We start from the raw sequence: 13,843 nt of genomic DNA, 5'->3' as shown, positions 1-13,843 counted from the left end.
AAAAACTCGCTTAGATTAGCTTACTGCGTTGTTGTAGTAGTAAAAAGATGAAGAAAGGCGCACCGATGAGCGCGGTGACGAGTCCAACGGGTAACTCGGCAGGCGGTAAAAAAGCGCGCGCGCCGATATCGGCCAATGCCAATAGGGCTGCACCTAAAAGTGCGCTGATGGGCAGCAGTTGGCGATGATCTGGCCCTAACATCATGCGCACTAAATGCGGCACGACGAGGCCGATAAAGCCGATAATTCCTGTGGCAGCTACACTTACGCCAACCCCTAAGGCGCAAAGCAAAATAAGCCTAAGTTTGAGCCTATCGACATCTATCCCTAAGTGGCGTGCTTCGGATTCGCCAAGCAGCAAGGCATTGAGTGCCGCCGCATCTTGGTGAAATCGCCAACTCAGTAGCGCTAAGGTCACAAGACACAGACTGACATATAGCCACTGCGCACCTGCAATCGATCCCATTTGCCATAGGGTTAAGTCACGTAGCGCCATGTCGTTGGCAAGATACGTGAGAACACCTATTCCTGCGCCTGCCAGCGCAGCTATGGCAACACCCGACAAAAGTAATAATACGACCGATGTACCTGTTGGGCTGCTGGCGAGTCGGTAGACGATAAGGGTGGTCACTAATCCCGATGCAAACGCACTGATGGGGATCATCAACGGATTCGCGTTGGGTAGCAGCACGATACAGATGGCTGCGCCAAGTGCAGCGCCGGATGACACTCCGATAATACCGGGATCCGCTAAGGGATTGCGAAAAAGCCCCTGCATTACCGCGCCGCACTGTGCGAGCGTAGCGCCTACTGCTAACGCCAGTAATGTCCGTGGTAAGCGCACATTATTGATTACCAGTTGCTCGTGGGGCGCAATATTGCCGATATTTTGCTGGGTAGCCCAATTGAACACTGCATTTAGGGCGTCGACAAAGCTGATGCTAACAGGGCCAGTGCTGACCGAGAGTAAGCCGCTTAGGGCTAACAGTGTGACTAGACTCGGCCAGAGCCAGCGGTTGAGGAACATCTCAAATATCCTTTCTATTTTTATCTGGGGCTAATTAGTGCTAACTGTGCTCATCGCTGCGTCTGTTAATGGTTTTGCTTGAGCAATGTGCTGGCGAGCGTATCCGCGGCGATTATGGCACTGATGCCTAAACCACCGAGAAGGGCTTGCGGTGCTAGTGTTTGAATATGGCCGTTTTCACCTGCTGGGGTATGGGCGAGTAGTGGCATCTCTTTCAACAGTTCTTGAGCAATTTGTGTATTGGTTTGCTCTGTGGGTTTATCGCTACGCTTTGACAGCAAAATAATGTCGGGCTGCAAGGACAGAATCCCTTCTTGAGACATGCTTTTGTAGCCATCAAACTTGGCGATATTTTGTGCCCCAGACAGCTCGATAATAGTATCTGCGGCTGTGCCTTTACCGCCAACACGTGCACCGCGGCCTTCTTGTAACAGCATGAAGAGAATTTTGGGCTGAGAGCCAGCATCGCGCACTTGTTGTTTTTTACCTGCTAAGCTTTGCAGTTGTTGATGTAAATCTTGTTTTAATTTAACCGCATGTTCTTGGCGATTGAGTAAGTGACCTAAGGTATCCACATTGTTCATTAGTTGTGGTTCATCATTTGTTGCGGGTAATTGCACAACTTGGATATTCGCCTGTTTTAATACCTTTAGTGTGGTTTCTGGTCCCATCACATCTGAACCGACAACCAGCGTTGGGGAGAGGGCAATAATGCCTTCGGCGGAGAGCATTCTGTGATAACCAAGCTTAGCCACATGGCTCAAACTTTCAGGCACATAGCTGGTGGAGTCGATGGCGACTAGCTCATTGCCTGCGTCGAGGGCGAGCACGAGCTCTGTGACTCCAGTACCCGCACTCACGAGTCTTATCTCTGGCTCGGCACTCAGTTCAGCGCTAAAAACGCTTGAGGATAGTAAGGCCGTAAGTGCTGATGTGAAAAACATCAAATTTTTTAATGTCTTATATGTGCGCTTATGTTGATAACGCTGAACTCTGGAACCTTTTTTTACTGGTATTTTAGTTGCTTGAAACAACATGGTTAAACTCCTAATACAACTTGTTCGCGACAGGCTTAGATGCCGTTTTTTGATATCAGACTTTTGCTTTCTCATTTAAATGGCTGGTTCGGATACGCTAGTGCTCCATCAAAATTTGGGTCTGACTGATGGACTGCGTCTGCAACAGTGCAAGCAGTTGCATCAAAGGTTCCACTGGCGCGGCTTTGTCGGCGGCAATGACAACCGTCGCCTTCGGCATAGTCTGAAAATGTGCAGTAAATTCAGTGGTAAAAGTGGCTAAGTCATCAAACTCTTTGCCATCAATAGCCCAATAAGGCGCTGTTGCCATGATATTGATGGCAATTGTTTGTTTGTTGTCGATTGCCGTGATGGCCGAGCTTGGGCTTTGTGGCACATCTACCGGCAAACTCAATAATTGGCTATTTGCCGTCAGCAGTAAAAACACCAGCACGATAAAAATAATGTCGATTAACGCGGTTAAATCTAGGCTCGGAAGTTGCTCAGGCGAAGCAATGCCAGCCTGCGATAAGAATGGTTTATCTGCACTTATCATGTCAGTGGCTCAATTTGAGAATGGGGCTTGGATGCCAATTTTTGCTCGACGCTGGTTTTACTGACTCGGGTGAATGCTTGGTAATGATTGGCATCAATTGAAATATCTTCGATACCCGCTAACCAGAGATTGAGTTGATTGAGCACATGCCCAGCGCGCAGGCATTGGCCTTGAGCCCAGATCCCAAAAAGATGGGCGGCGGTAATGGCGGGCACGGCGATCATGAGTCCGGCAGCTGTGGTGTTCATCGCAAGGCCCAGTCCAGCACTGAGTTGTGCTGGAGTGACGGGGCCTTGTGATTGCCCGAGTTGGGCAAACATTTCGATGAGTCCCAATACTGTGCCGAGCAAACCGAGTAGTGGACTAATGATGCCAATCACTTGTAAAACCTTGAGTCCGGCTTGCAAGTCGCGTTGTTGCTTATTGAGCCACAGACTGAGTAATTCTTCCCTTAGCACTTTTGGCTGGTGGACTTGTTTGAGTAACAAGGTCGCGCCACGGGCGAGTAAATCTTGCTGTGCGCTGGTTTGCGCTAGCAGCGCGCTGACGTTTTCAGTGGTTGCCGCTGAGCTTGATTGACGCAATGCTTTTACCCAGGCCTGTTTTTTGGGCCAGATTGATAGCAAAGTTTGATGCAAAAACAAGGCGCTACGTTCAAGGCAGATCATCAAAGCTAAAAAAGCACATAACAACAAGGGCCAAGTCAGCACGCCAAGCTGAGTCTGTAGGGTTGAAAAATCAGTTACGGGCATTAAGCCTCTCCAATCTATTGAAAAAAGTAGTTTTATATGTAAGTTAGTAAAACAAAAATCAGGCTAGTTGTGCGGTGGCTAATTCCCTACGAGCTAACTCTCCACGGGCTAACTTTTCAGTGGCAACATTGGGCCTGTTAGTTGAGCGCGAAGCGAATAGGCACTCTGACCTTATAATGACTCGCTAGCCTTTGCGCTGGCGCCGCAAATTGCCAGTTTTCAACTGCATCTAACGCGGCTTGATCTAACAGACTGAATCCTGAGCTTTTTACTAACGTCAGTGCCAGTTGCTCACCAAGTTCGTTAAACATCACTTCTATGGTTGCAGTTCCTTCTAGCCCTTTTTTACGCGCTATCTTTGGATAAGTCGGTTGCGGTGGCGCTGCAGCGAACAGCGGTTTTGCTAATTCCACTATGTTAGTTTGGGCACTGTCAGTTGTTACACTGGCTACATTTGGGGTCGCTTTTGCATCAACTTCGGCTGCGTTAGTGACTAAATCCATTTGTGCAGTTTGGGGTTCTGTTTGTTGTTCAACTTGTTCGAGTCGCTTATGTGCTAAAACGCTTGGATTTAAAGCACTTGGTTCTAAAGCGTTCGTCGCTAAAGGGTCCGTATTCGGATGATTGTTAGCAGTGGGTTTTGTTGCTGAAGATTTTTTGGCGAGTTGGCTGTCAATTCGTTGATCAGCTTTAGTTTTCGGGATAACCACCTTATCGACAGATCCTACAGTTGATACTTTTTGCGCTGTACTGTTTTTTTGCACTGTACTGTTCACAGTGGCTACTTTGGCGTCTATTTGCTTGATGGGCTCTGCACTCGTGTTGCTTTTAGTGCTAGTCGTGGTAGAAAAATTAAGGGTGACAGTATTCGCGCTGGGAGTGAGCGATGCTTGATTTACGCTCGATGTTTGGGCGCTTGGCTGCATAGTCATAGCGGGTTGGGAGGCGATAACACCCGTCTGGATGGCAACTGTTAACGCGCCAAAGGCAAGATATCGTTTTGGTGTCACAGCAACCTCTTTTTTCTAATGAAAGCCATTTTCCTAATTAAGATATCTCAATATAAACAAGATCGCAAATGATAATGATTTGCATTTGATCTATTTTGTTATCTCAGGTAGAGTGCCTGCAATAGCTCGAATGAGCGCTTAAAAAAGCAGCTAAGCCGACAATTTATCCTACTTTATGGGTACTGATTGCCTTGGGCTCGATCTGGAAGAGGCTCAATCTCAAAAGAGCCAAATCTGGAACAGACTCAATCTCGATCTAGGCTCAGTAATAAATTGTACGGAAACAGCTGAATATCACTTGAGGATGAAGAGATGAAAAAAAAGCCGTTAGTGATCGCCATGGCGATAGCACTGAGTGGTACGGCCCTAAGTTTTACGTTAGCGGCAGCGGAAAGTGTTAAGCCCGTTGTTCAACAGGATGCGAATAAAAAACTGGTCACGACTGAATTTGATGAAGTATTGGTGAGTGCAACACGCATCAGTGAAAAAGCCTCCGAAACCAGCCGTAGCGTGGCAGTGGTGGATGAAGAGCAACTTACGGTCGCCCAAGCATCATCAGTTGCCAATGCCCTTAAAAATGAGGCGAATATTACGTTGACTAATGGCCCAAGAGCTTCATCTCAAGGGGTTGAAATCCGTGGTTTAAGTGGCGATCGTGTGTTGCAAACAATTGACGGAGCAAGACAAAATACCAGCTCTGGTCACAGAGGTACCTACTTTATGGACCCAGAGTTGCTCAAATCCATCGAAGTGCTGCGCGGCCCTGCCAGTAGTTTGTGGGGCAGTGGTGCCCTCGGTGGCGTCGTAGCGCAGAATACTAAGTCGGCACAAGATTTTTTAGCACCAGACGAGACCTTTGGTGGCTATTTCAAACAAGGTTATGAGACCAATGGCTCCCGCACTAAAACCAGTGGCGCTATTTATGGTCAACAAGACAGCATCGATTGGTTACTCAATGGTGCCTATTACGATTCAAACAATATAAAAACCGGTAATGACGAAACTCTAAACAATAGTGCATCCCAAGGCAGCAGTGGTTTAGCTAAATTCGGTTGGCAAGCCGACGAGGCATCACGGTTAGAGTTATCTGCAAGAGCCAGCAAAAACAATGAATTAGTACCGAGCAATCCTTCTGCTGCTGTGAGTAGTTCAGTGCCTTTGGTGCGCCGCAAGACTGACGATCAAAACCTCACCCTAAACTACAGTCTCAATCCTGCTAATAACCAGTATCTGGATACTAAGATGCAAGTGTATTGGAACAGTACCGACTACGATGAAGACCGTATTACGAAAGGTCAGCAAGACAGTACTGAGTTCCGCACTGTGGGGATTAACCTTAATAACAGTTCGCGTTTAGGCAATACTCTGTTGACCTACGGGGTCGATGGTTTTCGCGATACCATAGAAACGACGCGTGATGATTCGGGCCAAGTGGGCCAGCGTCCAGAGAATATCGATGGCGAAACCACAGTATGGGGCGCTTTTACGCGGGCAGATATTGAGTTGACTAAGACGTTAAATCTTGATGCGGGTCTGCGTTATGACAGCTTTAAAAATGACAGCCATAATCTCAACTTATCCTCAGATGACAATGAGTTATCACCATCGCTTGGCTTGGTGTGGCAGACTCAGCCTTGGTTGACCTTAAGTGCCCGTTACGATCAAGCCTTCCGCGCACCTACGGTAGAGGAAATGTTCTCCAGCGGCACCCATTATTGCATCCCGCCAATCCCCGGATTTTTACCCCAAGGTTTATGTAACACCTTCGCGGTGAATTCAGATCTAAAAGCAGAGACTGCGCGCAATAAAGAAATCAAAGCGGACTTACGTTTCAGTGAGTTAGCGGGTGATGATGAACTGGCGCTAACGTTTAACGTTTTCCGTAACGATGTGGACGATTTTATCGTGCAGCAAGTGTCTAATCCTTGGCGTGGCATTCCTGGATTCGAGCAAACGACCTCATGGAATAACGTTGAAGATGCACGTTTAACCGGTTTTGAAATTAGCGGTCGTTACCGTATTGGCCAAACTCGCTTAGCGATGAATTACGGCCAAACCCATGGCGAAGATCGTCAAACGGGCGATGACATAGAAGGTATACCCGCCAATAAGTTCAATGTCGATTTATCCCAAGGCATTATGGAAGGTGACATGAAACTCGGCACTCGCGTCACTTATGTGGCGACTCAGTCGAATACGCCTGATGGCTTTAAAGTGGCGAAATACGACGATTACACCCTATGGGATGTGTATGTTGCGTGGGAGCCGACTATGGGCGCGATGGCGGGTGTGAGAGTGGATTTCGCAATCGAAAATATCGGTGATGAGAAGTATCAACAAGCGTGGCAAACCTTGTATCAACCGGGTCGTAATATGAAGTTATCGGCGCGCTATATGTTCTAAGCCACTCAATAGTCACTACCGCTGGAGACAGTAAAATGAAGATGACACTCGATACCGAGCTCGATGTCGTGCCAGATTTAAACTCTGAGCAACGTCAGCTAAGTGAGCAACAGGCGCAATTGCGACAACGATTTGAGCAACAAGCTGATTTAATGCCGGCGCAGCTCGCCAGTGAATTAGGCATTGCCGAGCTTGAAGTGGTCGCTGCATTGCCGCCCGAACAAGTGGTGTTTGTTCCGTTAACTCAGCTCGATACCTTACTGCAAGCCTTACCCGAATGGGGAAAGTTAACCACTATTGTGATGTTATCTGGCAGCGTATTTGAATTTAAAGGGGATTTCCCCGAGGGAAAATACGCCCACGGTTATTACAACCTCTACAGCAAGGGGGACGGTTTGCATGGTCATCTCAAATTAGATGCTATGCGCGGCATCGCCTTGATCAGCAGACCTTTTAGAGGCAGCGAGAGCCATTCGATTAACTTTTTCGGTAGTGAGGGTGAGGTGGTGTTCAAAGTGTATTTAGGCCGTGATAAACAAAGAGCACTGTTTCCTGAGCAAGTTCGCCAATTTAAAGTGCTCGCGACTGCCTTTGCCTCGGTGCAATCACACCTCTGAATTGAGCATTAACAAAAATATTAAGGAAAACAGTAAATGAAGCCTGAAATTACCGAACAAGAACAGCGTTTAAGAGACAAACTCTTACCCGAAATCGAAGCCTTTAAACAGCAGCGTGAGACCTTGCAACTGGCCACCATTGGTACAGATGGCCAGCCGAATGCGAGTTATGCGCCCTTCGCTCTGGCCGATGATGGTTTTTATATTTTGGTGAGTGACTTAGCCCGTCACGGTCATAATTTAAAGCACTCATCTAAGGTTTCTGTGATGTTAGTTGAAGACGAAACTGCGGCCAAATCGGTTTTTGCCCGCAAGCGTTTAACCTTCGATGCGATTGCCGAGGCAGTGCCCCGCGATACGCCCGCCTTCAGCAAAGGTGTTGGTGTGTTATCGGCACGTTTTGGCGAAATGTCCGATAACCTTGCGGCGTTAACCGATTTTAACTTATACAAGCTCGCGCCCCATCAGGGTCTTTATGTGAAAGGTTTTGGCCAAGCATTTAGCCTGAGCGGCGCAGAGTTGTTAGATGTGGATTGGAAGCGCGATGGCCACCACGGCACGCCAAAAACGCCGGAAAACAAGCAAGTCGCTTAAGCCGCATCAAGCTATTGTAATAAAACAAACCCGCACTCGCTGCGGGTTTGTTTTATGCTTTTCTTTTGAGTAAAACCACACAGCCCTTGAATTCCACTGCAAGAGGTAGCATCTCACTTATATGCTTTAAGTCATGCTGCGCGGTTAACGGCTGCAGATGATCCCATTCATGCTGATGTTATATTTGAATTGCCTTACCTATCTTAAGGATGCCACCCGTGACCGAGCCGACAGCCGAACTAGCCAAATCTTCCGAACCCATTAAAGCGGGGGCTGAGCCATTGCCCGAAAAGTTAATTGCAGTCACGTCTACAACAAGCGCTGATACATCGAAGGCTAAACGGACCTCGGCGCAGCAAAGATCGGTATTGCCTTGGATTATGGGGTTTCTTAAACCCTACAAACTGAAAGTTGTCGCGGCGATTATCTGCTTGATGATAGGGTCACTCGCTTGGCTATCATTAGGCCAAGGTGTGCGCTTAATGGTTGATGAAGGCTTTGTGCGTGACAATGCGCAGCGGCTGAATGAAATCATACTGTTAGTACTCGGGATTACCGCCGTCAGTGGCACAGCTGTGTTTTGCCGCTTCTACTTGATGACTTGGCTTGGTGAGCGGGTCAGCGCCGATATTCGTCTAACGGTTTACAATCAACTGCTTAAACTTTCTCCCGCCTTTTACGCTAAGGTACGCACTGGTGAAGTTATCTCCCGTTTTACCGCCGATTCTACTTTGCTACAAACTGTGGTGGGTTCGAGTCTGTCCATGGCGCTGCGCTCTAGCGTAACTGTGCTTGGTGGTTTAGTCATGATGGGTATCACTAGCGTTAAGATGACATTGCTGGTGTTGTTGGCGGTGCCCTTAGTGTTAGGGCCGGTGATCTTTTTTGGTCGCAAAGTACGTGTGTTAGCACGGGAAAGCCAAGATAGGGTTGCTGATCTCGGCGCTTATGTGGATGAAACACTTCATGAAATTCATACGGTACAAGCCTATGGGCATGAAGATAAAGACCGTAGCTTGTTCAATCGCCGCGTCGAAGATGTCATGTCTGCGGCCAGTGGCCGGATCCGTTACCGTGCCTTATTGATCTCAACCGTGATGTTTTTAAGTATCGCCGCAATTGCTATGGTGACTTGGGTCGGTGCCCACGATGTGATTGCGGGTAAGATGACGGGCGGTGAGTTATCTGCCTTTATGTTTTACGCTGTGATGGTCGCGGGCGCAGTGGCGACGATTAGCGAAGTGATAGGCGAAATTCAGCGGGCTTCTGGCGCCGCCGAACGTTTAATCGAACTGGCTGAAACACAAGTTGATATTCCCGTTGCAACTCATCCTGTGAGTTTGCCCGCCAAGGTCAGTGGCAAGTTAATGATTGAAGGACTCAATTTTGCCTATCCAGAGCATGATGCCTTAGTGCTAAAACAGCTCAATATGGTTATTGCTGCGGGTGAGCGGGTCGCCTTAGTCGGGCCAAGTGGCGCAGGTAAAAGTACCTTGTTCCAGTTGTTGCAACGCTTTTATGTGCCTAGCGCTGGCAGTATTCGACTGGAAGGTATTGATATTGCCAATCTTCTGCCACAGGAGTTGCGGTCGCAGTTTGCTCTAGTGCCGCAGGACTCGGTGATTTTTGCGACTAGCGTACTTGAAAACGTGCGTTATGGTCGAGTCGATGCCACCGAGCAAGAAGTGATAGATGCCTGTATTGCAGCCCGTGCCCACGAGTTTATTAGCGAGTTTACTGAAGGTTATCAAACCTATTTAGGTGAGCGTGGTGTGCGGCTTTCTGGTGGACAAAAACAACGTATTGCCATTGCGCGGGCGATTTTAGCCAACAGACCGATATTGTTACTCGATGAAGCGACCAGCGCCTTAGATGCGGTGAGCGAGCAGAAAGTGAAGCAAGCGCTGGATGTATTGATGGCGGGTAAAACGACTTTGATTATTGCTCACCGTCTATCGACAGTAATCAATGCCGATAGGATTTTTGTGTTTGATAAGGGCGAGATTGTCGCCTGCGGTCGCCACCAAGAGTTGATGCAATCTAATGCGTTATATCGTGAATTTGCCAGTCTGCAATTGTTAACCGAAGAGGCCAATGCCAGCGCCTTGAATGAGACCGTGTAGGTAAAATAAAACCCAGTTGCTAGCTAAAACGCTTAAGCTAGCTCACTGGGTTTTTATTGTGCTTTTGTTGCTAAGCTCTGTTACTCAGCTTTGTCTTTAAGTACGGCACTTTAAGTACTGCACTTTAAGTGCGGTCTCTAAGCTTTATCTTTTAGCTCGCGGCGCAGAATTTTGCCTACGGTACTTTTAGGTAATTGCGCCATAAATTCAATCACTTTTGGCAATTTATAGGCGGTTAACTGTTCGCGGCAATAGGCTAGAATGGCCTCTTTAGCCTGTTGATGATCTTGGCTATCATCCTTAAGCACGATAAAGGCTTTAACCGCTTCGCCCGAGTGTTCATCTTTTACTCCCACCACGGCGCATTCGATCACATTAGGGTGGCTTGCTAGGACGTTTTCCACTTCGTTGGGATAGACATTAAAACCTGAGACTATGATCATATCTTTTTTACGATCAACTATTTGGTGGAAACCTTCCGCTGTTGCTATGGCAATATCCCCAGTTTTGAAGAAGCCATCTTGAGTCATAGCATTGGCGGTTTCCTGCGGGTTATTCCAATATCCCCGCATGACTTGTGGGCCGCGTGCGGCTAATTCTCCGGCCTTACCTAAGGGCACTTCAATGTCGTTTTCATCTAAGAGTTTAACCTCAGTGCCAATCACAGGTTTACCAATAGTGCCTAGTTTTTGATAACCAGGTGCATTGAGTGAAATCACTGGCGAAGTTTCAGATAGCCCATAACCTTCACTGATCATGTTGCCTGTCGTCTGTTGCCAAATGTTGGCCGCCGCGGCCGTCAGTGCTGTGCCGCCCGATATGGTGATTTTTAAATGGCTAAAGTCGAGTGCTTTAAACTCGGGTTGATGGCATAGGGCGACAAACAGAGTATTGAGTCCTGCAAATCCAGTGAAGGGATATTTGGCGAGTGTCTTAATTAAGCCACTAATATCCCGTGGATTTGGAATTAATACCGAGCAGCCGCCACACTCGAAATACAGCACTAAGTTCACCATAAATGCATAAATATGGTAAATCGGTAGCGGTGCAACGAAGATATCTTCCCCTTCGGTGATCACGCTCGCGATGCGGGATTTTACCTGCGCCGCATTAGCGAGCATATTGCCGTGGGTCAACATGGCACCTTTAGATAATCCAGTGGTGCCGCCCGTATATTGCAACGCCGAGAGGTCGTCGAGATTTGAGATAAATCGGCTAAAGGGGAGCTCTGCGCCTTGTTTTAAAATTTGGCAAAACTCCACATTCTTCAGGCCTGTCTTAGGCTGTACGTGCGGATCGATCAAATCTAAAGGGTGGGTTGAAATGACGTATTCTATTTTGGTGCTGTCGATGACTTTGGCTAAGGTCGGTAATAGATCGGATAACACCACGATCGCTTTGGCACCAGAATCATTGAACTGATGGATGAGCTCACGCTCGGTATACAGGGGATTAGTGTTAACTAAGATAAGCCCAGCCCTGATTGCGCCGTAGGCCGCGATGACAAATTGGGTGATATTAGGTAATTGAATGGCGATGCGATCGCCCGGTTTGAGTGTGGTCTTATTTTGTAAATAGGCGGCAAAGTAACGAGAATCGCGTTCTATCTCGTTAAAACTGCTGGTTTTACCGAGACAGGCATAGGCGGGTTTATCACCGTAACGCAGGCTGGTTTTCTCGATCAGATCGACCAGTGATGAGTAGTTTAGTTTGAGTTGAGAGTCTTGATCGTATGCCATGCTGAACTACCTCAAAGATGATGTTTAGTTGTTATTATTTTGGAGTTAAACAGGTGTTTAGATTAGAGGGTGTTAGCACTAGAGGTCAATGCTTATCGCGAAAAACATCTTTATGCCAATAACGGTATCTTTATGTAACAAATAGTATTTTTACTCTAAAGCTGAGTGCTTAACTATAGCTTAGTTATCTTAGAAGCTTAGTTATCTAATGAACCACAAAACCTAAATAAGAGTTGAAGGAAAGACAATTTAAAATTTGTAACCGTTATGTTTCTAAGGATTAAGATTAAATGTGCTCAATTTGCTTTGTCTATGCGCCGTTTAACGGGGAAATTTTCAGCTTTGTAGGCGTTTAAGGTTTAATTCCGATGTATGAGACGTTAAAGATCTGGTTGTCTTTGGGGATGAATATCTGCCTTTAACCGGCGCTTGAGTTGATTCCTCAAGCGCCGATTGGCTAGTTAATTTGATGATGACCAATGTTACGGTAACTCATATTAAGTGCTAAAAGCCCAGTGCTAAGGACTGAAGAATCCGGTTTCTTGGCTCACTTGTTGTGTTGGCTGTTTAACATCCGTCACCGAGAATTGGATAATTTTGCGCCCCGAGGGGATGGCATCCTTATCGGCTAATACTGTGACGGGATAGTCCACTTGTTCACCCGCTGCCAAGGTAATAATAGGATCGGCAATCAAGCTAAAGGGCATTTCACTGTTGACGGCGAGTTGATACTGCTTAGTATCTTGTGTCTTGTTGCGGATCTTCAACTGATAGGTATTTTCAACTTTATTATCCGAGGTTTCACGGTACAAGCTTTGACGATCACGGATCACGTTAAGCTGGATCTCGCTGCGGCTATTTAAGTCTAACCCTATGACGATAAACATGATAATGACCGCTGCACCGTAGCCTAAGAAACGCGGCGAGCGCCAATAGGAGTAATTCACTCCCTTAAGATCATTTTCACTCATATAGCCGATAAGATTCTGCTTGTAATCGAACTTCAACATAGTCTCATTACAGGCATCGACACAGGCGCCGCAGTTGATGCACTCATATTGCAAGCCGTTACGAATATCTATCCCTGTCGGGCAAACTTCGACACACAAATTACAGTCAACACAGTCACCTAAAGTATGGTTATCTTGATTGTTCTCTTGTTTACGTTTGCGAGGGCCACGGGCTTCACCGCGCTGTGCATCATAGGTCACGGTTTTAGTGTTGGCATCGAACATCACAGCTTGGAAACGTGAATAGGGGCAGCAATGTAAGCACATTTGCTCGCGCATCCAGCCCGCATTGAGATAAGTACAAATGGCGAAAAACCACACCCAGCTTGTCACCCAGAAGCTGGCATTACCCGTCAAGATGTCCACATAAAGTTCGCGGGCGGGAATAAAATAACCGATAAAACCACAGCCAGTGAGCAGAGCTGTTAGACCCCAAAGTAAGTGTTTTGCACTTCTTTTACCGATTTTACTGCTAGTCCAAGGGGCTTTATCGAGCTGCTTACGTTTATTACTGCTGCCTTCGATGCGCGTTTCTATCCACACATAGATAAAGGTCCACGCCGTTTGTGGGCAAAGGTAACCGCACCAAACACGGCCCCAAAATACAGTAATGAAAAACAGACCGAAGGCGGCGGCGATAAAAATCCATGCCAGCAAGGTAAAGTCCTGTGGCCAGAGCGTGATACCAAAGAAAAAAAACTGTTGTTGGCTGATATCTAACAGTATTGCTTGGCGGCCATCAATAGAGATAAACGGCAGGGCGAAAAACATCACGATCAATAGGCTATTCATCATGGTTCGCAGGCGCTGAAAATCACCTTTTTGCTCACGGAAATGGATATTGCCAGAGGGGAGACGACTCTTTGCTGCGGTTTCAGTAGAGAGGTTTTTAACCGGAATGTGTAGCTCTACTGAGGCAGGTTTCGCGCCCACACTCTTATTTACACTTGGAGAATTTGGGGTAACTTCGCTCTTGGGCATAAAGGGTCCTAACGG

11 protein-coding genes are annotated in these 13,843 nt (G+C 47.2%); 4 read left to right on the top strand and 7 right to left on the bottom strand.

Annotation, left to right across the window (positions count from 1 at the left end):
* Nucleotides 1-10: 10 nt before the first annotated feature.
* The 5 genes from CKQ84_RS02720 to CKQ84_RS02700 all read right to left on the bottom strand — a co-directional run bounded on the left by CKQ84_RS02720 (nucleotide 11) and on the right by CKQ84_RS02700 (nucleotide 4,361).
* Nucleotides 11-1,027 carry an iron ABC transporter permease gene (locus tag CKQ84_RS02720; RefSeq protein WP_028761552.1) on the bottom strand — a complete coding sequence of 339 codons (1,017 nt, stop codon included), beginning with the start codon at nucleotides 1,025-1,027 and terminating at the stop codon, nucleotides 11-13.
* 65 nt (nucleotides 1,028-1,092) lie between these two features.
* On the bottom strand, nucleotides 1,093-2,064 hold the full coding sequence (locus CKQ84_RS02715; protein ID WP_105250011.1) for a hemin ABC transporter substrate-binding protein: 972 nt from the start codon (nucleotides 2,062-2,064) through the stop codon (nucleotides 1,093-1,095).
* Nucleotides 2,065-2,161: 97 nt separating this feature from the next.
* A complete protein-coding gene (locus tag CKQ84_RS02710) occupies nucleotides 2,162-2,599 on the bottom strand; it encodes a biopolymer transporter ExbD (RefSeq protein WP_028761550.1) in 438 nt (145 codons plus the stop codon).
* Nucleotides 2,596-3,351: a MotA/TolQ/ExbB proton channel family protein gene (locus CKQ84_RS02705; RefSeq protein ID WP_105250010.1), complete on the bottom strand. Its 756-nt coding sequence runs from the start codon at nucleotides 3,349-3,351 to the stop codon at nucleotides 2,596-2,598. Before CKQ84_RS02705 ends, CKQ84_RS02710 begins: the two co-directional genes overlap by 4 nt.
* A 137-nt stretch (nucleotides 3,352-3,488) precedes the next feature.
* Complete coding sequence (locus CKQ84_RS02700; RefSeq protein WP_105250009.1) at nucleotides 3,489-4,361, bottom strand: energy transducer TonB; 873 nt, start codon at nucleotides 4,359-4,361, stop codon at nucleotides 3,489-3,491.
* 312 nt (nucleotides 4,362-4,673) lie between these two features.
* On the opposite strand from CKQ84_RS02700, the gene CKQ84_RS02695 reads away from it, so the two are divergent.
* From CKQ84_RS02695 to CKQ84_RS02680, 4 genes are all read left to right on the top strand, one after another.
* Entirely contained in the window at nucleotides 4,674-6,764 is a 2,091-nt protein-coding gene (locus tag CKQ84_RS02695) for a TonB-dependent hemoglobin/transferrin/lactoferrin family receptor (protein ID WP_105250008.1), read from the top strand.
* A gap of 35 nt (nucleotides 6,765-6,799) precedes the next feature.
* Complete coding sequence (gene hutX / locus CKQ84_RS02690) at nucleotides 6,800-7,381, top strand: heme utilization cystosolic carrier protein HutX (protein ID WP_173913140.1); 582 nt, start codon at nucleotides 6,800-6,802, stop codon at nucleotides 7,379-7,381.
* A 36-nt stretch (nucleotides 7,382-7,417) separates the two neighbouring features.
* Entirely contained in the window at nucleotides 7,418-7,975 is a 558-nt protein-coding gene (gene hutZ / locus CKQ84_RS02685) for a heme utilization protein HutZ (protein WP_028761546.1), read from the top strand.
* A gap of 218 nt (nucleotides 7,976-8,193) precedes the next feature.
* On the top strand, nucleotides 8,194-10,098 hold the full coding sequence (locus CKQ84_RS02680; RefSeq protein ID WP_105250007.1) for an ABC transporter transmembrane domain-containing protein: 1,905 nt from the start codon (nucleotides 8,194-8,196) through the stop codon (nucleotides 10,096-10,098).
* A 137-nt stretch (nucleotides 10,099-10,235) separates the two neighbouring features.
* Here CKQ84_RS02680 and CKQ84_RS02675 read toward each other — a convergent pair whose 3' ends face one another.
* Together CKQ84_RS02675 and ccoG are read right to left on the bottom strand one after the other, a co-directional pair.
* Nucleotides 10,236-11,837 carry an AMP-binding protein gene (locus CKQ84_RS02675; protein WP_105250006.1) on the bottom strand — a complete coding sequence of 534 codons (1,602 nt, stop codon included), beginning with the start codon at nucleotides 11,835-11,837 and terminating at the stop codon, nucleotides 10,236-10,238.
* Between the two features lie 518 nt (nucleotides 11,838-12,355).
* Nucleotides 12,356-13,828: a cytochrome c oxidase accessory protein CcoG gene (gene ccoG / locus CKQ84_RS02670; RefSeq protein ID WP_173913139.1), complete on the bottom strand. Its 1,473-nt coding sequence runs from the start codon at nucleotides 13,826-13,828 to the stop codon at nucleotides 12,356-12,358.
* Nucleotides 13,829-13,843 lie beyond the last annotated feature (15 nt).

The sequence above is a fragment of the Shewanella sp. WE21 genome (assembly GCF_002966515.1).
Taxonomy (GTDB): domain Bacteria; phylum Pseudomonadota; class Gammaproteobacteria; order Enterobacterales; family Shewanellaceae; genus Shewanella; species Shewanella oncorhynchi.
Note: the sequence above shows the minus strand (reverse complement) of the source record. Positions and strands in the feature narration are given on the sequence as shown.

Excerpts from the sequence above, each read along its gene's own strand:
- CKQ84_RS02675 (WP_105250006.1), bottom strand. The coding sequence starts at position 11,837 with ATGGCATACGATCAAGACTCTCAACTCAAACTAAACTACTCATCACTG.
- CKQ84_RS02715 (WP_105250011.1), bottom strand. The coding sequence starts at position 2,064 with ATGTTGTTTCAAGCAACTAAAATACCAGTAAAAAAAGGTTCCAGAGTT.
- CKQ84_RS02710 (WP_028761550.1), bottom strand. The coding sequence starts at position 2,599 with ATGATAAGTGCAGATAAACCATTCTTATCGCAGGCTGGCATTGCTTCG.
- CKQ84_RS02695 (WP_105250008.1), top strand. The coding sequence starts at position 4,674 with ATGAAAAAAAAGCCGTTAGTGATCGCCATGGCGATAGCACTGAGTGGT.
- CKQ84_RS02720 (WP_028761552.1), bottom strand. The coding sequence starts at position 1,027 with ATGTTCCTCAACCGCTGGCTCTGGCCGAGTCTAGTCACACTGTTAGCC.
- ccoG (WP_173913139.1), bottom strand. The coding sequence starts at position 13,828 with ATGCCCAAGAGCGAAGTTACCCCAAATTCTCCAAGTGTAAATAAGAGT.
- hutX (WP_173913140.1), top strand. The coding sequence starts at position 6,800 with ATGAAGATGACACTCGATACCGAGCTCGATGTCGTGCCAGATTTAAAC.
- hutZ (WP_028761546.1), top strand. The coding sequence starts at position 7,418 with ATGAAGCCTGAAATTACCGAACAAGAACAGCGTTTAAGAGACAAACTC.
- CKQ84_RS02705 (WP_105250010.1), bottom strand. The coding sequence starts at position 3,351 with ATGCCCGTAACTGATTTTTCAACCCTACAGACTCAGCTTGGCGTGCTG.